The organism is Paenibacillus sp. J22P218 (assembly GCF_056269195.1).
Window position 1 is genome coordinate 95,038 of record NZ_JBWDNL010000003.1, and the last position, 21,314, is coordinate 116,351.

The window sequence follows — 21,314 nt, forward strand, 5'->3', positions numbered from 1 at the left end:
CTAACATTAACATCCCGATGTTGTAAAGCGACGTTTGTGAGAATGAACTAAAAAGCCCCCGCTCTTTTGATTAAAATAACCAAAAGAGTCAGGAGCAGCCGGCAGCTCAGCCTATCGTTCAAACGTCGAATGATGACGTAAATTTAAGATTGACTATTGCTAATAATTGCTGTAGTTTCTATTTGTAGCAAATACGTTAATTGGTTAATAAATATATGAACGTTATGGATGCAATTTCTAACTCCGCGCATAATCAGCCTCTTTCTACTTTGAACATCATCACTTTTCAATTGAGTGTAAGCGTTGTCAAAATACAAATAGGAGGTGATCGCAAACGCCCGAGAAGTGGCGTTACGACCAAAAAAAAGGTTAAAGGAGCGTATCGAAGATGTTCAAATCAAGAAAGAGGATTGTTACGTTGCTTCTGCTGTCTGCCATGCTTGTATGCTCATCCGTATTTCCGGTATATGCCGCGACATGGAATTTGACGGGGGATACGAATGTGCACGACCCCGCCTATATCAAGGAAGGCAGCACGCATTGGGTATTCAGCACCGGATCCGGGCTTCAAGTACTCTATTCGACGAACGGTACGACATACAACCGCTCCCTGCCGATCTACACATCAAGACCTTCATGGTGGAGCACCTACGTTCCGAGCCATACAGGGCTTGATGTATGGGCACCAGATATTTTCTACTACAACGGCAAGTACTACCTATACTACTCCATCTCCACCTTCGGCTCCAAAGTTTCCGCGATCGGCCTAACGACAACAACCTCCATCTCCGGCGGTGTATGGACAGACCAAGGCGTCGTCATCAGCTCCAACAACTCCACTAACTACAACGCAATCGATTCTAACATCATGCAAGACGCAAGCGGCAACCTATGGATGGTGTTCGGCTCCTGGAGCAACGGCATCTACATTACGGCCATCAGCAAAACAACGATGAAGCCAACGGGCAACGCTTACCGTATCGCAACCAAATCCGGCGGTATCGAAGGTGCAAGCCTCGTCTACAACAGCAGTACCGGCTATTATTACTTATTCGTATCGATCGGCGTATGCTGCAACGGCACGAGCAGCACTTACAAGGTAGCTGTCGGCCGCTCGACGAGCGTACTTGGACCTTATTACGATAAGAACGGCGTCGATATGAAAAACGGCGGAGCAAGCGTCATCGACAGCGGCAACAGCGCTTGGGTCGGACCAGGCGGCCAAGACGTCAACGGCACGAACGTCATTGCCCGCCACGCGTACAGCGTAGCGGAGAATGGTGCTCCGAAGCTGCTGATCAGCGATCTGTATTGGGATTCCAGCGGCTGGCCTTACTACTAGCACCGTCAAACGTACAAAGACTTTTCCGAAGCCTTCAGCCTCGGAAAAGTCTTTGTTATATCGTCCCGCGCGACCGTCCAGCTCCGCCTCCGCCCGACAGCAAGTGCTTAACTTGAATATCGAGCTGGCTGCTTAACGAAATAGGATCGCCTGCCCCGAATCGTTTAATGTCTACCTCATATACGTTGCCTTGTATAACAGCCGGAAGCTCCGCCCATATGCGGCTCTGCTTCATCTCCAGGGCTCTTCGAACCCCGTCCCCCGCTTCGTACACGGTTAGGAAAATATGATCCCCTGCATATAACGGCAGCTCCGCAAGCGGAATGAAGCGGTACGAATCCCGATCAATCAGATGGCGCATGACTGCTTCAGGCGCTTTAAGCTCTAATGCGTTATACAGATTGTACCCGCCTCTTCCCCAGCGATTGCCGTACACCACGATGCCTTCAGCCCACACCTCGATGACCGATACCGTCTCGCTCGGTCCAATGACGCCGGCTAATGTTTTTCTCAGCCGGAGCGCTTTCGATTCGTAACGCGAGACCCATTGGGCAGCTTCCTTGCGCTTGTCCAGCAAGTCGGCCAGCTGGTGGAACTGTTCGATCGGCGTCCTCTCCCCGTAAGGCATGACGAAGACTGGAGCAATCTCCGAGAGCGTCTCTTTATCGCTGTCCTCGCAGCCAATAATGAGGTCCGGCCTCAAGCTTTGCACACGCTCGGCCGTCGTCGGCTGCTCAACGGACTCGATTCCCGTTACAAGCTGCTGCAGGAAAGAATGGACCATAATGTTGCTCGTCGCACCAACCGGACGTATACCGAGCGCTAACAAATGGCCCAAATATTGCGTAGCGAACAGCTTATGCTCATACCGCCTGCTTTGGGAGTAACGGCCTGGCGATATGCCGAACGATTGCTTGAATTTGCGGTTAAAATAAAACTCGTCCTGATAGCCGACCTCGCGAGCCACCTCCTGCACGCGAGCCCCCGTATGAAGCAGAAGCTGCTGCGCTCGGCTCATGCGAAGCGCGGTAATAAACTCTACGACGCTCGCACCGGTTATTTCGCGGAACAATTGATTGAAATACCGCTTGCTGACGCCGGCGGCGGCTACAAGCGCATCGATATCGATATCCTCATTGTAGCGTTCTTCCAGATCGGCAATAATCCGTTCGACCGAGCGCCTTGGGCCTTCACGTTCATGCCCCGTCTTAGCTTGTTGCCACAAATAGAGCATGAGCTCTTGAAAGCTAGCCTGATTTTTTATTTGTCTGGCAACGTCGGAGCTGTTGCTGTATGTAAGAAGCTCCTGCAACTGCGTAAGCATAGGAAACCATTGCGATGACTCGGTCATTTGGAACGCTTTGTATCGCTCCGATCCCGTTAGCGATAGTGTCTGCTGCTCATTTGCCTGTAACATATGAAAGGATAGAAGGTACGACTCCATTCCGTCTTTCCCGGTTTCCTCGATTTGGAGCGCGGTATGAGGTTCAGCCCAGACGATGTGTCCTTGTTTCATCCGTCTGACTGCTCCATCAATCCGCAGACAACCCTGCCCGCCCGCAACAACCAGCAGCAAGTATCCGCCGTCTTCACGCTCAATAGTCCATTTGCCGGATTTGGATACGTATCGGATGCCGGACAGCAAGAAAGCAATCGCCTTTGCCGCATGCAGCCGTATATTCGCTTCATTGTCCATCCGACTTTCACCGCCTCTAAATGAGAATCATTTTCACTAACTCTATTGTATAAGCAAAAGAGCGAACCTGCAATGGTCCGCTCTTTTGGGTTCCTATTATTTTTTCAACGCAAGCAGACTTTCGACTTGAATATCCATTTGCTTCATCATTGATATTGGGTCGCCGGCAGCCATCTCATCGATATTAAGCGTTATGATTCGATTATTTTTATACGCGGGAAGACTCTTCCATATTTCACTGGACTGAATCTCTTCAGACTTCTTGTCTCCGCCGTCTGCCGCATACACCGTCAAGAAGATGTAATCGCCCGCATACTCGGGGAGCACCTCCATCGAGATGTTGCGATACTGCTCCTTATCCAATATTTCCTGCTTTACGATCTCCGGAGCGGATAATTGCAGTGAATTATAAAGACTGTAGCCGCCTCTTCCCCAATTGTTGCCGAATACGAACGGACCTTGCGCCCACAGCTCGATTATCGATACCGTTTCGTCCTTCCCCACTACATTCGCAAGCTGCTCGCGGTACGAGGCCGCCTTCTGCTCGAAGCTTGTTATCCATGCATCGGCTTCCTTCTGTTTGCCAAGGATCTCTCCGAACAGCTTTAATTGCTCAATAGAGTTCAGCTTTCCGTATTCATACACGATGGTTGGAGCGATTTTGGACAATTGCTCGTAATTGTCGCCGTTCTGAACGATAATAAGATCCGGCTTCAGGTCGAGCACCGCCTCCAGCGACATCGGACTTCCGCTATCCGCAATACCCTCGGTCAGCTCCTTCAGGAAAGGGCTCTTCATAAGGTCGCCCCTTGCCCCTACCGGCTTGATGCCAAGCGCCAGCAAATGGCCAATATATTGATCGGCTACGATCCGCTGCGGGTTAGCCGGAATTTCCGTCTCACCCATTAGATGCGTAACTTTCCTCGTCGTCGCTTCCTCTTCCGATTGTGCATTCTGCTCCTTATCGCCGCTATTCGCGTTCGCATTCGTATTAACGTTTGCCTCATTAGCAGCCCCCGCGTTGCCGTTATTACCCGTATTGCCGCAAGCAGCCGCAATTACGCTCGTCATAAGCACGATCGCGCAAAGGACTAACCCTTTTCTCCACTTCATTTTAAATGCCTCCTACAACTTCTAATGATAATGATTATCACACTCATTAGCCATTATACAAGCAGGCGGACGAAGGAACAATGGAGATTCGGGAAACAACACATGGACAATTGGGCGGTGAAGCTTAACCAAATCGCCTAAGCTTAATAGGGCAAGCTGTTTCCTTCAAGATGCGCCTTGAGATTCATAAGCGACATCGTGTAGCCCTCCTGGGTAGGCATTGCCTGTTCCTCTGTCTCGTAGCCCGTCTCCGTTATCGTAACGGTTGTTCCACCATTCTCCTCTTCAAGCAGGAAGGAAGTGATCATCGCCGGTCCTTCCGATTCGAACTCCCACCGGAGCGCGAGCCTCTTCAGCGGCTCCGCGGCCACGATAACAGCCTTAAGCGTGACAACATCCGCTCCCGTATGATACTCATTCGGTGAATGGTGGAAGTAAACCGATGCACCTTCCCGCAGATCCGGCACATCCCACGGCGAGCCGGGAGAATACCAATTCGTCAATTGCTCCCCTTCCGTCACGGCTCCCCACGCACGCTCCTTAGAAGCATCAACCCATATGCTGCACTCAACGGTAACCTCACTGATGTCGTTCGGATTATTTAACTCACTCATCATAAACCCTCCACATTTCGGTTATATTTATACTCGCTCATTCTAGCTTTGCGGTTAGGCAAGCGTTAGTCGCTTGCCCGTATGCAAGCCGCTCGCGGCGGCCTGCGATAATGAATGCGTGATACCCGAGCAATCGCCTGTCACATACAGATTGGCGATACGGGATTCAAAGTCCTCCGTCGTGTCCAGCATAGGCGCGTAGAACTTGGCATCGACGCCATACACAATCGTATCCTCATCGACAGATGTTCCGAGCAGCCGCTCCAGTGCTTCAATGAAAGAAAGCGATATCCGTATATAGCTATCCGGCAGCTCTTCAATGAGATTGCCCCAATCGGCCTTCAACGTGGGCTTGATGCGGTTGCTGGCACCGCTGGATTCCGACGTTCCCCGCCTTTGCTGCATATCGCCCAACCGCTGAGCGACAATGCGGTCTCCCCCGCGATTGATCCCGCCAATAATCTGACGCGCGAGGCTATCGGCTTCTTCAAGCGTAGAGAAGTAACTCGGCACGAACAAAGTAAAATTCAAATTCGCCGTCCCTTCGCCCTGCTCCCGATAATTCTGGCCGTCAGCCATGACGAGGCCGTCTTGGAATTTCCGTATGACTCTGCCGCTCGGATTCATGCAGTAAGTCGTAGCGGATAGCCCCTCCCACTCGTATCGCAGCTTCGTTTCGAACTGATCTTGAAGAATCGCATCTAGCTGTCCTCCGGACATTTCGAATCTTAGTCCGATATCAAGCCTTGCAAGCTGCTGCGAGATGCCTAATGCTTTGCATTGACCGGACCACCACTCCGTTCCGCTTCTTCCGGTCGAAATAATGATTTTCTTCGTGATTATTGGATCTCGGCCAGCGATCGTTAACTCGAAGCCTTCAGCATGCTGGCGAATCAGACTGACCTCCGTCTCAAAAAGGAAGGAGATGCAACGCTCCAAATCCTCGAACATCGCCTGCAGCACCTCATTGGAAAGCGCTGACCCTAGATGTCTCGTCTTCGTAGCAAGCACATCGAAGCCCGCTTCGCTTGCCCTTCTTGCAAGCGAAGGATTTACGGTGCTATACATGGCAGCTTGTCCTGCTCCATAACTGCATAATATATCGTCAACCTCGTTCATAAGCTGCAAAGCATGGTCATACCCTACCTTCGCCTCGAGGTCTCCTCCAAAGTCGTTCGTGTAGTTGTACTTCCCTTCCGACTTGCCTAAGCCTCCAAAGCCGACGTACTTCGCGCAGGCGGTGCAGCTGCAAGCTTCACCCTTATCGAGCGGGCAATTCCGTTCGTTGAGCCGTTTTCCTTTATCGATCATCAAAACATGCTTGTTTGCTGCAGCGAGCGCATGAGCGGCGAATATTCCGCTAACCCCTGCGCCTATAATGACAACGTCGAACAACAATTTTCATCCCCCGATGCATGCCGTCCGCATTGTATTTCGGACGATTCCTTTGTTATATTTGGATTATACCGATATAATGCAAGTGGGGCTAGTCAAAGGCTGCCCTTATACTATAGAACGCGCAGGTGACTACAATGATTGAAGTAAAGACATCACAGCTCAGTAACGGAGAATTGAATAGAGGCGTATTCGCAACAGTCGATATCCCCCAGGGAGTCGTTTTTCATCAAGCACCCGCACTTCCTTATCCGAACGAGGAACATGTACACTTAGAGAAAACGATTTTCGCCGATTATGCATTCGAGTTCGGCGAGAACCACTCCGCCTTGCTTCTAGGCTATGGAATGTTATTCAATCACTCCTATACGCCTAACACGCACTACGACCTTAATTTCGATAATCTCACCGTAGATTTCTACGCCTTTACCGACGTTAAAGCCGGAGATGAACTGCTGATCAACTACAATGGCGAAGTTGACAACGAAGATCCGCTTTGGTTCTATGAAGAGCAGGCGGCTAAAGAAGCAAAATCCGAATAAATGATAACAAGGAAGGCCGATCCGCTTTTTGCTGCGGGTCGGCCTTCCTTTATAACGAATTAGTTGAACCGATAGGTCCAGAAGCGCTCCGTGCCGAACCGCTCCTCCAGTTCCTTATAGCTTAGCTTCTTGTCGCCAGTCCCTTCTGGCGGCGGAAACTGCGAGCGATGCGCGGAGATCGAGGCTAGCTTGGCTTTCAAGAAAGGTTTAACGTCTTCAAAGACATCGGGACTTCCAATCGCTTCTTGATGGTTCTTGGAAAAAGCGATGCCGTACACGACCGGCCGCTTCTCCTTGGGCATTGCCCCTATGATACGAACGACGGCTTCGCCGCAAGCATCATGATCAGGATGAACGCTATAGCCAGGGTAGAACGTAATCACGAGCGACGGGCGCAGCTCCTCGATAATGGCGGCAATCGGCGCGTCCAGCTTTGCATGCGGCTCGAACTCGACCATCTTGTCGTGAAACCCTAATAAGCGCATATCTTGAATGCCGATGGCTCTGCACGATTCTTCAAGCTCCAGCTTGCGGACGGCCGGAAGCGTCACCCGATTGGCGAAGGGAGGTACGCCCATATTCCTCCCCATCTCGCCGAGCGTCAAGCACGCATACGTAACCTGCGCGCCTTCGTGAATATACTTAGCCAGCGTGCCCGACGTCGAGTAAGCCTCGTCGTCCGGATGCGGGAATACAATGAGAATGCGTTCATGCTTCATTGTTCACTTCACCTCTCCCTTTAGAATGGCGTACGGCTGAGCTGTAACGCCACAACCAGCTTGCCTTGGCCGTCATGCCCTGCCATAATAAGCCGCTCCGTATCGCTTTCTTCATAATGAGTAAGTCCTTCGGAATAGATCCAACCGCCTTCTGTCTTCAGTCCTACGCGATAAGGTCCGCTGCCGGCGATCGAACCGTGGGAATATCGGATAACCGCGTTGCTGATGAAGTTGGCCGCCGGATGCCTAGAGCTATCGAAGTGACTCGCATAAGCGCCGGACGTCATCTCCAAGTGAAGATACAAATCTTGATCCTTAAGTTTATCGATTGCGCTTTGAACCGTCCCTGGATGGATTGGATTCATCGTCGCACCTCCATATCTCATACTTGAATGAGGCTTGCTACACAAATTATAGTTTAACACATTTTAGGCCGTTTCTTCTCCCCCTCCTACCAACAATAAAGCCGCTTCGCCTCATGCAGAGGGAAGCGGCTTCTCTTTCTTATACGCTGCCAAGCCAAATGATGCTGGCGGAAGCGCTTGTGATCAGTTGGTTAATCAAATTCGGATAAATAATAGTCGGACTAAGCTCAATTGCGGGCTGGATGGTACCCATTGGGAACAAAGGCCGAACTTGCAGAACGTCGCCCGCGGCCAATCTTACGATGACGGAAGCGCCTACGCTTGTAATCTGTTGATCTTGGAAAGCAGCAAGGCCGGAGGTCGTAGAAGGAACTAAATTATTGTTCACGTACAAGCCGAACGCACAGTGGGTCTGCCCCGGGATAGGCAGGAATGACACTTGCCAACTCAATGAGTAATCCCCGTCAATAGGAACCGTAATCGAAGTCGCTGTCGCCGTTATGCCTCCCACGGCTATGGAGCCTGCCTGATCGAATTGATTGAATCTCACAAGATCGCCTGGCACCAAATGCTGGGTACCCGTATCGAATACACTCGCATAGACCGGTGAGAACGTCCCCGCAGGTCCTGGAATCCCTTGAATGCCCTGTGGCCCTTGTATGCCCTGCGGCCCTTGAGGTCCCGGAGGACCCGGAGGACCTGGAGGCCCGTTCTCGTTAATAATCGTGTGTATATTATTGATTACGTTAATAATCGTATTATTCTGGACGGTCGTCATCGAAATATTCTCAACCGTCAAGAACAGCTGATTAATAACGACTTGTACTTGAATGGATTTATCCAAAATCGACGTTTCAATCGCATCTAGCAAACGAATAATTTCTTTGAGCAACTTAACCAGTAGCGTAGTGTTGCATAACCGATTGCGTTTCAACCAATCTTCTACTCGTATCATTTGGACGCGCAATGTACGGTTGCTAGCTAGACTGCTCTCGCTTAGCGCTCTCGGGAGGATTCGTTCAATTGATCTTAATACGTCTATGAGCCTGTTCACTTCTTCGAAGGGCAATCTAGTAGAGCAATGATGTTTCTTCTTATGCTTGCATCTCGTGCTTCGTTTCTTCAAGCCTCTTAACTTGGCAATCGATTTAGTAACGGACACCTTTCCACCTCCTGTGTAATCTCTTATACACTATATGAAGGTAGAATAGATTCGTCGTCCGCACTTGTCCCTGCCTTTCATAATTAGGCTGCTATAATTCCATGATATTGATAGCGTATGGATAGCAACCCCAGCTATTCATCGGATACGCCTAATGCTTTGTTCTTTTCTTTAAATCTCTCATTATGCGACGATACATATGCCATCCTTGGCGCTTCGGGATCCATATACCGCTTGGCGCTGTTAAGCGCTAACGCCGCATCGGTGAACGCCCCTGCAATCAGATTGAGCTTGCTTTCGTAATTGGCGAAGTCGCCCGCTCCGAAGATGCCCGGCAGGTTCGTCTCGAGCCTCGGACTGACGAATACGTTCCAATCGTCCATATGAAGCCCCCAATCCTTAATGCCGCTAAAATCAGACTTCAGCCCGTGGTTGACAATAACCTCGTCAACCTCCACTTGACGCGACTGCCCCGATTCGATATGACTGATCGTCACACGTTCAATCGTCTTTCCGTTACCGCTGTATAACTGGGTTACTTCATAAGGGGTGAGCACATCGACAGACGACTCCTTCATCCGGACAATGTTTTTCTCATGTCCGCCGAAGTGATCGCGCCTATGCACGACAGTCACCTGAGAAGCGATTGGCTCGAGTTCATTCGCCCAATCGACCGCGGAATTTCCTCCGCCTGAAATAAGCACGCGTTTTCCTCTGAAAGGCTCCAGCTCCTGCACCGTATAGTGCAGATTGGACACCTCATAGCGTTCAGCTCCTTCCAGCTCCAGCTTCGCCATCCGCAGAATGCCGCGACCGATAGCCAGAATGACCGTACGCGTCCTGTGCCTCTCACCCGTTGCTGCTTCCAATATATACGTACCATCGTCTTGCTTCTCTAATCCAATAATATGCTGTCCGAATACGAGCGTAGGGTCAAATGTCTTCGCCTGCTGCGCCAATTGATCGATTAGCTTCTCGCATAGAATCGGAGTTACGCCGCCGACATCCCAAATCATTTTCTCGGGATAGATGAGCATACGCCCCCCGAGCTCTTCCTTTGCCTCGATCAGCTTCGTTTTTAAGTCTCTCATGCCGCTATAAAAAGCAGTATACATCCCCGCGGGGCCACCGCCGATAATCGTCACATCGTACAATTCAAGCTGCTCAGTCAATTGATGTCCTCCTCCAGCCGGCTCCAGAAACGTCCATTCTGTGATAATCATTATCAACAACATTGTAGCTTCGGCTGCACGACAAAAACAATGGATAAAATCGACGGTTGCTTTGTACAAAATGAAGGAAGCGAAGCTTTCAGCCGCAAGCGAAAGAGAAGTTACGCTAATGCTCGCAAAATATCATCGATTTTTTTACCGTTGGAAATAATTCCGTTGTTCATCCAGGTCAGAAAATCAACCTCGTAGACGCGGTTATTGCGTACGGCGGGCAGATCGCGCCACTCAGGTTGCTCCAGCAGCTCTCTCTCCGCACCTTCTGCCTGGCTGTGCCACTTATCGAAAGTAATAAATAGATGGTCAGCGTTTAACGCGCCTAGGTCCTCTCTCGAGAGATTGAACATGCCCGGCGCATTCGCTTTAGAAGCTACGCCTACAGCGGAGTGGGAACGCAAGCCAACATCCCCATAGAGAACAGTCGAAACAAAGCCGCGTCCTTCTTCCGTGTATTGAATAATGTGATCCGCCGAGATACGCAAGAAAGCGACCGTTTCTCCTTTCATGACCTGACCAAGCCTATGGCTCGCGCTCCGGGCTTTGGAATCATACTTCGCGATTGCATCGTCAGCGAGGTCCGTCCGTCCGAAATAGTCGGCAACGGTTCGCAGCACCGTCCGCCAGTTATTGCTTTGCTCGCGCAGGATACAAGTGGTGGAAATGCGGCGGCACTCCGAATATTGCTGTTGTTCATAGCGATCCATGAGCAGAATCAAGTCTGGCTTGTAGCCGGAGAGGGTGTTGAAATCGCCGCTATGCTCATCGAACGTCGGAATGTGGCTTAAGCCCAAGTAGTCCTGTTTCCCCCACTTCGCATGCCAATACTGGACGATAGGCTGCATATCAAGTGCCACTATGAAGTCCTCCAAATAAGGCGCGACTACTCTAAGCTGTCCCTTGCGGCTGCGTCGGTATTGTCCGGGCGATATGCCTACCGTCTGCTTGAAGCGGCGATTGAAATAATATTCATTATTGAATCCCGCATTCAGCGCAATATCAAGCAGCTTGTCATCGGCGCTTGCCAGCCACTTCTTGGCTTGATTGATCCGTACTTCATTTAAGTATTGGAGCGGCACCTGACCCGTTGCCTCTTTGAACAGACGGGTATACTTCCAGCGATCAACACCGGCCAGAGCAGCGAGCTCCTCCACGGTCAGAAGCTCACGGTAATACTGATGAATATGCCGCAAGCTCAGCTCTACCCCGTGCCGCTCGCTGTCCGTTCCCTTACCCTCATCAGCAGCAGGTAGATTTTGGCGGAATAGAAACAGTAGCAATTCTTGAAATCTCACAAACCGTTGGAACCGTTCGAGCTCGTCGCTTGCCCCTCGGAGCCCATATAGCTCGTCGAGCAGCTCCAGCGTCTTCGCGAACGGCGTGCAGGCCAGCTCTTGCTTCTCCGGCAGCAGGCTGTACGCACCATCATTGCCTCTCGTTATGAAGCACACTCGATAATAACTGAAGCTCGAAGCCTCTTGATCAATAGATAGGGATTTCCCAGGCCTCCGCAAATAGCATTTACCTTGTCCCGTCCCGTTCATTATGAATAACAGTTCAAAGCATTCCTCATCGTTTCTATCGCTGTTTTCTAATTCTCCTCGATCCGCTTGTTCACCCGCTGGGATCAAGTCGATTGATTGCAGCACATATTGGACTGAGGGAGCAGCTTCAGCTTGTTTGCCCTGTTGAATATCCATCGTCAATATCAACCGCCTTTTAATTGATATTCATTCTCAATGAATATAGTGTAAAACAAAACGAGCCGCCCATCAACCTTCGTTGAAAAGCGGCTCTTGCCCGGACCTTTAATTGCAACTAGGAAGCCAGCAATTTAATCAAATCATCCATCTTCATGCCGTTGGCCGTAATGGCTCCCGTCTGCCAATACGATCTTTCTACAGGATATACGTGGCCGTTCTTAAACGCAGGAACGGTCTGCCATAACGGATCTGCCTTCATTTCCTCGAGCGCCTTCGCGTTGCTCTCTTCCTCCCATGTGCCATTGGACGGAAGCAAAATAATATGATCCGCGTCCAGCTCCGGGATGACCTCTTTCGATAAGACGATATTGCTCTCCGTCATTGACTCGGCGAAACCCGGCGCCTTTAGGCCAAGATCTTCATACAAGATTTGTCCAACAAACGTGTTATGAATGCCGAAAATATTAATCGATTTGTCTACGATGTTCATCCGCAGCACGACAATCTTCTCATCGCCGATCGCGGCGTTCAGCTTAGCCTTCACATCGACAATACGTGCTTCATAGTCAGCGAGAACTTGCTCCGCCTTGTCGCTGAGACCGAGCAGATCGGCGATTAAAGTCAACGTTTTGCGTGAATCCGCAAGTACGTCGTCCGGCAAGCGGAACGTCGGCGCAACCTTCGAGTAGAGCTCGTATTGGGCCGCATCGACCTCTCCGGCACCGATAATCAAGTCCGGCTCAGCCACGAGCAAAGCTTCAATGCTGCCGGTCACATCGAACAACGGCACTTCCAGCTTCAAATAATCCTGCTTGCCCCACATAGGGTTATAATATTGCACAATAGGCGTTACCCCAAGCGCAACCAAATAATCTTCGCGATAAAGAGCACTGACCCGCTTCGGATCTGTCGGTATCTCTACCTCTCCGAATCCGTCGGTTACGACGCGCGTTTCTTTCTCGGCTGGCACTTCACTTGGCGTTGCCGTTGCCTGTACTGGCTGTTCGGTAGTTGCATTGCCCGCCGCTTGCTCGCCTGCCGCGCCGCAACCTGTCACCGTAATCATTGCCGCCGCAATGAGCGATATCCATCCCGTCTTCATAAACCCCCATCTTGCCATGACTAAATCCACTCCCATAAGCTTTATGTTTTGCAGCAAAACAATTCATTCATTTATAATGATAATCATTATCATTTTGCTTGAATAGATTGTACCTCATTTCGGATTGCATGCTCAATACACATTCTCTACGACCGGTTTTATACAAACTCGCCACTTTCTTATCGACAAAAGCAATCTAATCTAAAAAAGGAACCCCTTTAAGAGGCTCCTCTTTCCTATCGCGGTTATGAAGTGTGTTGAATCAGCTCGGGGAGCATTCTGAGAAGCCGTTCAATCGTATAGGCATCCCCGCAGTTCCATTCGTTCTCGTCCACCAAATAGACATGCCCGTTCCGCACCGCGGGAAGGCTTTGCCACAGCGGGCTTGCAATCGTCTGCTCCATCGCCTTTCTCGAGACGGGGCTGCCCGGAAGCAGCATGAATATACGGTCGCCCGCGTATTCGTGAAGACAGTCCTCCGTAATTTCTTTGTACGCCCTGTCCGCTTGAAGCACATCCTGTACCTTCTGTACGGGAGAAAAGCCGTCCGGATGATACAGCACCGACGTTAATCCGATATTGCCCATTACGAATAACCGTCTGCCCCGATGATGCACGAATACGGTTGCCGTCTCTCCCGGACGAATATAAGGCTGCAGTTGCTGCCACATCCGCTGGGCGTTACCCGCATGATGGCTGAGCCACTGCTGCGCCTCCCGCTCCTTGCCGAACCACTCTCCAAGCGTCAACAGCCTCTCCTCGAGCGGGCCATAGGAGTTGTAGGTAAGCGTCGGAGCTATCCGAGAGATTTGCTCATATTCCCTCTCGTCTTCCTTATCGAATATAATAAGATCCGGTTTCAGCGACGATACCTTCTCCGCATTGAAAGGTCGCCCCTGCTTCCATAGGTCGCCTCCAATGGGCTGAATGCCAAGCGACAACAGATCTCCGATCGTCTCCCCGTAAAAAATAATACGCCTCGGCTGATCTGGTATCGTCACCTCATGGCCGGCCCAATCTCTTACCCGAACTCTTCGCCTCATCGCTAATGCATACTGTCTAGGCGACATGCCTGTCGTCTGGCGGAAGCGGCGATTGAAATAATATTCGTCCGCAAAGCCGACCCGCTCCGCAATATCGCGCAGCGATTCGTCGGATTGGAGCAGCCATTCCTTGGCCCGCTTAATCCGCAGCTCCGTCAAGTAGTCCAGCGGCTTCTTGCCCGTTAATTCTTTGAAGACAGCCGAATACTGGCCGCTCGGAAGCGAAGCTTTCTCCGAAAGCCACTTCACCGTTATTTTGTCCGTATAATGGTCCTGCATATATTGAATCGTTCTTTCTACGGCTTGCGTGGAGCTGGTCTTGCTGTCCGTCATGAGATTATGCTCCAATAAGAAACCTATCAGCTTCAGAAACCGCATATTATTTTCGAAGCTTGGCATTCCATCCTGATCGCTTCTGCCGCTATATAGCTGCTCCGCCATTTCCATCAACTGTGACGAAGGATAGACGCGCAGCTCGCTCCTGCCTGGAAACAAAGCCTCTTTATATGCTGCTGGGGTCGCCCATGAATCGATGAATGTAACCGCGAATTGTATGCGATAATACTCGAGTGCCGAATCGTCTTTTCTTTCCAGCTGGAAAGAGGCTCCGGGAATGAAGAGAAACGCGCTTTGGCCGGCAAACAACGACCTCTTGCTGTCGCTGTACAATTGCCCTTTACCGCTCTTGTTAATTAGAAGGGTATAAATCTCCGTCGTTTCCTCCGGCAGTACCGTACCCGGACGGCAACTTAGCAGCTTGGCATCAAGCAGATGAAAGGACAGTGACCGCAGAGGCACTGCTGGTGTTGCTGGCGCTGATTGGTAGTGCATGTCGGAACCTCCTTTTACGAACTGAGAATTATTATCATTTACATGATTATAGCCCATAAAAAGAAGCTTTTCAACCGATGCCGGTCAAAAAGCTTCTCTTGTTTACTCTATGCTCTCGTGCATTGCTTATTTGCTTGCCATAGCCTTAGGCAGTTCTTGAATGAGCCATTCTCTGGATAGAGCGTCGCTGCCTGCTTTGAGAATATCGAAGTTGTAGACGTAACCGTTCTTCACGCCCGGAAGCTTCTTCCACAGCTCGCTATTCATAAGATCATTCGTATCCGACTGCGCCTCTGGATCGACCGGGTTCAAGATGAAGATCCGGTCTCCCGCATATTCGGACATGACTTCAGCCGAAATTTCCAAGAAGCCCGTCTGCTGATCGATCAACTCTTGCACCTTGTCGAGCGGCTTGAAGCCGCCTTCTCCATATAGGAATTGCGGGAGTCCCGCGCCTGCCATAATGAACAAGCGATTGCCCGGATACATCGTGAATACCGAAGCCGTTTCGTTCTCTTTAAGCCCGCTCTCTGCGCGCAGCTTCGCCCACATATCGGCTGTCTCCGCTTTGTTCTTCGCAAGCCATGCTTCCGCTTCCGCTTTCTTGCCAAGCATATCACCTAGGATCGGCATTCTCACCTCAATCGGATCGAAGGAGTTGAACGTGACCGTCGGCGCAACCTTCGAAATTTCTTCGTACTGCTTCGCGTCGTCGTTCGAGAAGATAATCAGATCCGGTTGAAGCGCCAACCCCTTCTCCAAGTTAAACGGGAAGCCTACATCTTCTACGGATGCGATTTTATCGTCATACGATGTCCCTTCATTCTTGAGGACGCCGACCGGTGTTACGCCAAGCGCCAGTACGTCGCCCGTTACTTCCCCGTGATAAATAACGCGCTGCGGATTAACCGGAATTTCTACTTCGTGCCCCGACCAGTCGGTGAATACGCGTGTTGTCGCTTCCGTCTGCTCCGGCGCAGCCGTAGCAGGTGTCTCGGATGCTTGGCCGCCGTTTGCCGGCGCTTTATTATCCGAATTGTTAGCGTTGTTGCCGCATGCCAACAATAGTGCCCCCATCAAAACAATTACCGCTAATAGCAGACTTGCTTTTTTTGCCTGTACCATTTTTGATACTCCTCCTTGTTCTTTCCCCTTTACTTTGATAATGCTTATCATTATCATTAAAAATAGTAACTAATTATGTTCCTATACTCAATGGACAAAACAAATGTGTCACTCCATTTTTGTACAAAAATCATTCAGCGAACTTTAATCCGAATTTGAGAAATGAGCGTGATCTCTATGACCGCTGCTGCCAATAACGAGAGAACTACAGCCTCCCATACGTTCTATATGCCTGTCCATCTATTCGAAATAGGCGATCTCGTCGTCCCTTACGAATCGCCGAACGCTATCATTCTCATCCTATGGGGCGGCGAAGGCACCCTTCTCGTCGATGGGCATGAGCAAGATCTTTCCCGCGGCACTCTATTTCTATTGAATGCTCTAACACAGATAGAGCTGCGGGTAGAGTCTCGCTCCCCTCTCCGCGGTATCGGGATCGAGTACCGTTGCTTGACTCCGGACGGTTCCAGCCCCGAAGGCTTGCATCATCCGATTCCTTTGCAGCGTGTTCCTGCCGGGCTATTAAGGCTCGCCGGGGAGTTTAAGCATATTTGGATGGAACCGCAGCTTAGCTCCCCGTTCCAAGCGCAGCAGCTGTTTGCGCAATTGCTGCAAGGGCTAAGTGAGGAGCTTGCCGCAAGACAGCAGCCTTCCCATTCTTGGGTCGATCAATCTCTTCATTATATGGACGCCCATTATAATGAAGAGCTTACACGGGAGCAGATGGCTGAGCAGGCTGGCGTCAGTCCCGAGCACTTCTCGCGCACGTTCAGGAAGCACACAGGCCGAACCTTCAATGCCCATCTTACTTTGCTGCGAATTCGCAGCGCTCAACAACTACTCCTGATCGGCACGCCGAATTTGAATACGCTGGCTCTACAGGTCGGCTATAAGGAAGGGTTGTATTTGAGTCGCAAATTCAAGGAGTCGGTCGGACTGTCTCCAACGGCCTATCGACACTCGCGCAAAAATATCGTCACGCTGGATTCGAACCATACGGCCAGTCTGATCGCTTTGGACATTACCCCCGAGCTTGGCGTCTATACGTCCTGGCTGGAGCAACTCCACAGCAAGAAAAAAATGAAAAACCGACAAAAATTCAACCCGTACATCCATACCCCCGCCACCTATTATGAGGCGCTAGCCTCCGTACGGCCCGATCTGATTATCAGTTATAGCAATGCCGAGGTAAATAAATCATTGCTTCCGCTCGCACCGGTCATGGAGCTTCCTCTCATGACGATGAGTTGGCGAGATCAGTTCCTTCTCATCGCCGATATCGTGAATAAACGGTTCAAAGCCGAGGACTGGCTGGCTAAACATGATCAAATGATGGACGTGGTCAATCATCGATTGGACCGCGATTTGGGAGCCAGAGGCACCGCCATCGTATGGGAGATCGGCTCGCATGCAGCTTACTGCTTCAGCAGCAGCTTCGGCAGAGGCTGCCAGATTTTATACGATGAACTCGGCTTTCATCCTCCTGGCAAGCTATTGGAGCAAGGAATTGCCGCCAAAGGCTATATAGAGGCTGATATCGAAGCTATCGCTTCCTACCCAGCCGATTATATCATCTTTACCTCGATGCCTTCTTGTCCGGACAGCCGGCTTCGTTTTGACCGACTGCTCCGTTCTCCCAAATGGCGAAGCTTAGACGCGGTTAAGCATAACAGAGTCTACTATCTGAATGAGCCTGAACTCTTTTATGGATACGACCCTCTCTCCACGCAGGCGCAGCTTCATGAGCTCTTGCATGCCTTAACGCCACATGAGATAAACCTCTATCGAGGTCTTTCGAAGATGAGCGACCGCGTTTAAAGGTTGGTTAATTCGCCAATAGGAAAGTCCGACTCGCTTTAAAGCTTTAGCGAACTTAAACTTTCCTATGTGGTCACAAATATGCATGAACGGACATCATTTGAAGCCATAGTCATATTGACGTTTACGCTGTAGAGTGTAACTGATAATGATTATCGTTATACACAAGGAGGATATCACATTGTTTTCTGCTCATAACCCGCTCAACAGCAAGCGCCACCTGATCTTTACTTTTTCCCTGCTGGTCATAATGATGCTTGTCGTCTCCGCTTGCGGAGCAAGCAACAACAATAAGGCTGCTGACACTGCAACTAACGCTCCGGCTGCCCAAACAGATGCGCCAAAGGATGCTGCGGCCGAAGAACCAACCGTCAAAACCGTCAAAACGGTAAATGGCGATATCGAAATACCGACCCATCCTAAACGGATTGTGGCCGAGGAATATTTGGGCAGCTTGATTGCCCTGGATGTCATTCCAGTGGGCGCTCCGGGACTTACATTGGAAAACTACTATTTCAAAGAAGCGCTGACTGGCGTTACCGATACGGGAGCTTACGGCCAACAAAACGCGGAAAAGATTATTACTCTCGATCCCGATCTCATTATTACCGGCAATCCCGACAGCTACGCGGCGCTAAGCAAAATCGCACCAACTGTCGTTATTCCTTACGGCGATCTCAAAAACGTGCATGAAGAGCTGACCTATTTCGGTGAATTGCTGGGTGTGGAAGATAAAGCCAAAGCTTGGCTCGAGAAGTATGACGGGCGGATAGCCGCAGCCAAAGCCAAAGTCGATGCCGCTATTCCAGCTGAAGCTTCCTTCGCCATCATGGAGGACGGCGGCAAGTCGACGTGGGTATACGGAGACAACTTCGGGCGCGGTGGCCAACCGGTATATCAGGCTCTAGGACGCAAACCGCCTGCCGCAGTCGCGGACGAAATCATGGAGAAGCAGTGGGCGGAAATATCAACCGAGCTGCTCGACCAGTACGCTGGAGACTATGTCATTATGACCTCCAATACGCGTACGCTTGAGGACTTCCAAGCGGACCCGATCTGGAGCAAACTTCCTGCCATAAAGAACGGACATTTCTACGTTTGGCCTGAAGCGCGTTCGTGGTATTATGACCCGCTTGCTGTCGTTGCTCAAACGGAAGAGCTTGCTGAATGGCTGGTTAGTCAAGGAAAATAACATATTAAACGAAAGAAGGAAGGCCAGTTTAGGCCTTCCTTCTTTCGTTTGTATCTCGCCACTCTCTGGATACATTAGAATGGTTCATTACGGACTCCGGTGACCCTAACTGCTGCATCATTAGCTACATACAACCGTTGCGGACTCCGTTGCACCTAACGAACCGAAAATAGCCTCTTGAACGATCATCATCGGCAGTTAGCGTCATCTGTGTCCGTAAGCAGCCAATTTTGTCTAGAAAGTTACCTTTAGAGTCGCCTGTGTCCGTTAACGTGTAGAAAGCTGCCTAACTTCCCAGCAGCTAGTAATAAGAATACATCGCTTGGAATCTTGCAACCTCATCCTGCAATCCCATATCTACCATTGCGTCCGTCAAGGTTTCCATAAATCCATCATCATAGTCGATTGGACCCAAGTTAACATCCCGGATCAAAGCTAGTTTTTGCGAATACGTTACGTGCTCCAGCAGCCTTGTCAGCTCACTCGCCATCATCTCTTCATCGACCGCCAAAGGAGGAAGAAGCTTTCCTGCATCGGAAGGAACAACATTCGTCACACCAAGCTTGTCCAAAGTCGGAACGACTATCGACTTCTCCCTTTCTAACGCAACGTTCTCGGAGTAGCGATAAACGTCGTCGATGATCGGCGGTTTCAGCGTTTCCTCAAGCTTTCGAACAACGGCTTGCTCTCCAACCGGTCTTCCTCCGTCTCCTTGATACCGTACTCGCGCTCTAACTCCTCCCACATTTCGCGTTCGCTTTGCAGATAAGCCTGTTCATCCTCGTACCCCATGAAGAGCAGGGAGGGGTCTTTCATCACAATTCGCATAAACTCACGAATGTTATTGGCAACAACGATCGCAGGCTGATCGAAATTCATTGGCGACACCATCACAATCGGCGCCTCTTCCAGATTCAAAGCCGACCCGAAGTCGGTCAAAAACCCAAAATGCTCCCCATCGCCTCCCGTCCAGCCGAACGCAACCACATCGACAGGCGAATTAAAATACCCGCTATGCCCAAGCGAAGGATAAAACCCTACCACATTCCAAAGCTCATAACCTTCTTTGGCGAGCTCCGCTTCCACGTCTATCAATGCCTTCAAGGTCGGTGGAACTTCATACTTTCCGAGGTTTACCGCTATGCTTTCCTCCTCGGTAAGTTCGGGCCTCTCCTGCTCCTCCTCCACCCCAGGCATGCCCTCGGCCGGATTTCCTGAAGTGATAGTAAGACGATTCGCAGCTTGATCGAAATCAATAACCGCATTCGACATTTGGATAAAAAGACTGGACTCCAGATAGGTCGATCCCTTGATGATCCTCATGTAATCGTCGTCATCCTCTATGTCATCTACAAATAGAGCAGTATGGAAACCAATAAGATCAGCGGATTGGTATGATAAAGAAATCGTCTTATCCTTCCACTCAACGCCCCATCCCATCTGCTCAAAAACAGCTCTCAACGGAATAAACAGTTTTTCTCCTTCCACAAAAGCTTCTTTCTTCACCTGCAGCGGATTACCGTCGATGAATATCGCAATCGCCTTCGATGAGTTTCCCTGACCATACGCAGGTTGGAGCGCTGTGAACGTAAGCAGTAAAACAAATAACAACGTCAATTTCATTGATTTCATAACATAGTTTGAATACAAATCTTCATCCTCCTAAGTCTCATTACTTAATAAACGTATTCTGCACGCGCTCGGATTTAAGGAAGTAGGGAATCCAGATCGCGCAAGTTATTGCTGAACGAACAATATCGGTAAACGAGCTGCCCGTCTCCATTTCTCTAGCAAGCGGAATTTGATAAACAAGGATCGTATCTATAATACCGACCGCAAGGCTGGCACTGTAGAAAATAATCATAAGCTTCGGCAGTATGGATTTACGGGTATAGAACATCACCAGTACGAAAATACAGAACAACAAAAACGCGATATTGTATGCGCCTTCGAACACGATAATCGGCCCCCAAAGAGCGTGATAGAGCTCAGAGTCCTTCGAAGTCAACATTCCCCAGGTATCTGGTTCAAACGCCGGCAAGTTGACGCGAAAAATTTGAACAAGCAGCGTAATCATTGTTAAGTACAATCCGATTTGCACCAAAACAAGCCACCCAGCTAAACCTTTAACGCCTAACGGTAAAAGCTTTGGTTCGCTAGATTGCCTTCCTACATCCCCATTCTCCAAATCATTCATCCCTCTTCATCCCCCAGTACATTCATTTATCCTGTTAACCATTATTCGCGCTAAATATGTAATTCCCTTTCATTTCCTTTACTAACAATAAAAAAAAGCCCAAGTTACGGAAAACAAGGACGTTTAAAC

Annotated in this window: 19 protein-coding genes; 4 read left to right on the top strand and 15 right to left on the bottom strand. The window is 50.1% G+C overall.

Going from position 1 to position 21,314, the window contains the following annotated elements; all coding sequences use genetic code 11:
- Positions 1-388: 388 nt before the first annotated feature.
- Entirely contained in the window at positions 389-1,342 is a 954-nt protein-coding gene (locus AC0YN0_RS15145) for a family 43 glycosylhydrolase (RefSeq protein WP_475821988.1), read from the top strand.
- 55 nt (positions 1,343-1,397) lie between these two features.
- On the opposite strand, the gene AC0YN0_RS15150 is transcribed toward AC0YN0_RS15145, so the two are convergent.
- The 4 genes from AC0YN0_RS15150 to AC0YN0_RS15165 all read right to left on the bottom strand — a co-directional run bounded on the left by AC0YN0_RS15150 (position 1,398) and on the right by AC0YN0_RS15165 (position 6,160).
- Positions 1,398-3,038 carry an AraC family transcriptional regulator gene (locus AC0YN0_RS15150; protein WP_475821989.1) on the bottom strand — a complete coding sequence of 547 codons (1,641 nt, stop codon included), beginning with the start codon at positions 3,036-3,038 and terminating at the stop codon, positions 1,398-1,400.
- Positions 3,039-3,134: 96 nt separating this feature from the next.
- A complete protein-coding gene (locus AC0YN0_RS15155) occupies positions 3,135-4,151 on the bottom strand; it encodes an iron-hydroxamate ABC transporter substrate-binding protein (protein ID WP_475821990.1) in 1,017 nt (338 codons plus the stop codon).
- Positions 4,152-4,294: 143 nt separating this feature from the next.
- Complete coding sequence (locus AC0YN0_RS15160) at positions 4,295-4,765, bottom strand: SRPBCC family protein (protein ID WP_475821991.1); 471 nt, start codon at positions 4,763-4,765, stop codon at positions 4,295-4,297.
- A gap of 54 nt (positions 4,766-4,819) precedes the next feature.
- On the bottom strand, positions 4,820-6,160 hold the full coding sequence (locus AC0YN0_RS15165) for an NAD(P)/FAD-dependent oxidoreductase (protein WP_475822506.1): 1,341 nt from the start codon (positions 6,158-6,160) through the stop codon (positions 4,820-4,822).
- A gap of 137 nt (positions 6,161-6,297) precedes the next feature.
- Between AC0YN0_RS15165 and AC0YN0_RS15170 the strand changes: the two genes are divergently transcribed.
- The gene (locus tag AC0YN0_RS15170; RefSeq protein WP_475821992.1) at positions 6,298-6,702 is read left to right on the top strand and encodes an SET domain-containing protein; all 405 of its coding nucleotides are present in this window, start codon (positions 6,298-6,300) and stop codon (positions 6,700-6,702) included.
- 59 nt (positions 6,703-6,761) lie between these two features.
- On the opposite strand, the gene bshB2 is transcribed toward AC0YN0_RS15170, so the two are convergent.
- From bshB2 to AC0YN0_RS15210, 8 genes are all read right to left on the bottom strand, one after another.
- A complete protein-coding gene (gene bshB2, locus AC0YN0_RS15175) occupies positions 6,762-7,421 on the bottom strand; it encodes a bacillithiol biosynthesis deacetylase BshB2 (RefSeq protein WP_475821993.1) in 660 nt (219 codons plus the stop codon).
- Positions 7,422-7,441: 20 nt separating this feature from the next.
- Positions 7,442-7,786, bottom strand: coding sequence for a YojF family protein (locus AC0YN0_RS15180; protein WP_337100318.1), 345 nt, complete (start codon positions 7,784-7,786; stop codon positions 7,442-7,444).
- 139 nt (positions 7,787-7,925) lie between these two features.
- Positions 7,926-8,948 (bottom strand): hypothetical protein, encoded by a 1,023-nt coding sequence (locus AC0YN0_RS15185; RefSeq protein ID WP_475821994.1) that lies wholly within the window; start codon positions 8,946-8,948, stop codon positions 7,926-7,928.
- A 134-nt stretch (positions 8,949-9,082) separates the two neighbouring features.
- On the bottom strand, positions 9,083-10,120 hold the full coding sequence (locus AC0YN0_RS15190; RefSeq protein ID WP_475821995.1) for an NAD(P)/FAD-dependent oxidoreductase: 1,038 nt from the start codon (positions 10,118-10,120) through the stop codon (positions 9,083-9,085).
- 161 nt (positions 10,121-10,281) lie between these two features.
- The gene (locus tag AC0YN0_RS15195; protein ID WP_475821996.1) at positions 10,282-11,874 is read right to left on the bottom strand and encodes a helix-turn-helix domain-containing protein; all 1,593 of its coding nucleotides are present in this window, start codon (positions 11,872-11,874) and stop codon (positions 10,282-10,284) included.
- 118 nt (positions 11,875-11,992) lie between these two features.
- A complete protein-coding gene (locus tag AC0YN0_RS15200) occupies positions 11,993-12,997 on the bottom strand; it encodes an ABC transporter substrate-binding protein (protein ID WP_475821997.1) in 1,005 nt (334 codons plus the stop codon).
- Between the two features lie 227 nt (positions 12,998-13,224).
- Entirely contained in the window at positions 13,225-14,853 is a 1,629-nt protein-coding gene (locus AC0YN0_RS15205) for an ABC transporter substrate-binding protein (protein ID WP_475821998.1), read from the bottom strand.
- Between the two features lie 126 nt (positions 14,854-14,979).
- A complete protein-coding gene (locus AC0YN0_RS15210) occupies positions 14,980-15,978 on the bottom strand; it encodes an ABC transporter substrate-binding protein (protein WP_475821999.1) in 999 nt (332 codons plus the stop codon).
- 177 nt (positions 15,979-16,155) lie between these two features.
- Here AC0YN0_RS15210 and AC0YN0_RS15215 point away from each other — a divergent pair, with 177 nt between their 5' ends.
- Together AC0YN0_RS15215 and AC0YN0_RS15220 are read left to right on the top strand one after the other, a co-directional pair.
- Positions 16,156-17,796 carry an AraC family transcriptional regulator gene (locus tag AC0YN0_RS15215; protein WP_475822000.1) on the top strand — a complete coding sequence of 547 codons (1,641 nt, stop codon included), beginning with the start codon at positions 16,156-16,158 and terminating at the stop codon, positions 17,794-17,796.
- Positions 17,797-17,977: 181 nt separating this feature from the next.
- A complete protein-coding gene (locus AC0YN0_RS15220; RefSeq protein WP_475822001.1) occupies positions 17,978-18,988 on the top strand; it encodes an ABC transporter substrate-binding protein in 1,011 nt (336 codons plus the stop codon).
- A gap of 301 nt (positions 18,989-19,289) precedes the next feature.
- Here AC0YN0_RS15220 and AC0YN0_RS15225 read toward each other — a convergent pair whose 3' ends face one another.
- Genes AC0YN0_RS15225 through AC0YN0_RS15235 form a run of 3 tightly spaced genes read right to left on the bottom strand, consistent with a single transcriptional unit; the run spans position 19,290 to position 21,185 of the window.
- Positions 19,290-19,733, bottom strand: a complete 444-nt coding sequence (locus AC0YN0_RS15225) for a hypothetical protein (RefSeq protein WP_475822002.1) — start codon at positions 19,731-19,733, stop codon at positions 19,290-19,292.
- On the bottom strand, positions 19,640-20,638 hold the full coding sequence (locus tag AC0YN0_RS15230) for a stalk domain-containing protein (RefSeq protein WP_475822003.1): 999 nt from the start codon (positions 20,636-20,638) through the stop codon (positions 19,640-19,642). Before AC0YN0_RS15230 ends, AC0YN0_RS15225 begins: the two co-directional genes overlap by 94 nt.
- 22 nt (positions 20,639-20,660) lie before the next feature.
- Positions 20,661-21,185 (bottom strand): DUF2569 domain-containing protein, encoded by a 525-nt coding sequence (locus AC0YN0_RS15235; protein WP_475822004.1) that lies wholly within the window; start codon positions 21,183-21,185, stop codon positions 20,661-20,663.
- Positions 21,186-21,314 lie beyond the last annotated feature (129 nt).

Excerpts from the sequence above, each read along its gene's own strand:
- AC0YN0_RS15145 (WP_475821988.1), top strand. The coding sequence starts at position 389 with ATGTTCAAATCAAGAAAGAGGATTGTTACGTTGCTTCTGCTGTCTGCC.
- AC0YN0_RS15150 (WP_475821989.1), bottom strand. The coding sequence starts at position 3,038 with ATGGACAATGAAGCGAATATACGGCTGCATGCGGCAAAGGCGATTGCT.
- AC0YN0_RS15155 (WP_475821990.1), bottom strand. The coding sequence starts at position 4,151 with ATGAAGTGGAGAAAAGGGTTAGTCCTTTGCGCGATCGTGCTTATGACG.
- AC0YN0_RS15160 (WP_475821991.1), bottom strand. The coding sequence starts at position 4,765 with ATGAGTGAGTTAAATAATCCGAACGACATCAGTGAGGTTACCGTTGAG.
- AC0YN0_RS15170 (WP_475821992.1), top strand. The coding sequence starts at position 6,298 with ATGATTGAAGTAAAGACATCACAGCTCAGTAACGGAGAATTGAATAGA.
- bshB2 (WP_475821993.1), bottom strand. The coding sequence starts at position 7,421 with ATGAAGCATGAACGCATTCTCATTGTATTCCCGCATCCGGACGACGAG.
- AC0YN0_RS15180 (WP_337100318.1), bottom strand. The coding sequence starts at position 7,786 with ATGAATCCAATCCATCCAGGGACGGTTCAAAGCGCAATCGATAAACTT.
- AC0YN0_RS15195 (WP_475821996.1), bottom strand. The coding sequence starts at position 11,874 with ATGGATATTCAACAGGGCAAACAAGCTGAAGCTGCTCCCTCAGTCCAA.
- AC0YN0_RS15200 (WP_475821997.1), bottom strand. The coding sequence starts at position 12,997 with ATGGCAAGATGGGGGTTTATGAAGACGGGATGGATATCGCTCATTGCG.
- AC0YN0_RS15205 (WP_475821998.1), bottom strand. The coding sequence starts at position 14,853 with ATGCACTACCAATCAGCGCCAGCAACACCAGCAGTGCCTCTGCGGTCA.
- AC0YN0_RS15210 (WP_475821999.1), bottom strand. The coding sequence starts at position 15,978 with ATGGTACAGGCAAAAAAAGCAAGTCTGCTATTAGCGGTAATTGTTTTG.
- AC0YN0_RS15215 (WP_475822000.1), top strand. The coding sequence starts at position 16,156 with ATGACCGCTGCTGCCAATAACGAGAGAACTACAGCCTCCCATACGTTC.
- AC0YN0_RS15235 (WP_475822004.1), bottom strand. The coding sequence starts at position 21,185 with ATGAATGATTTGGAGAATGGGGATGTAGGAAGGCAATCTAGCGAACCA.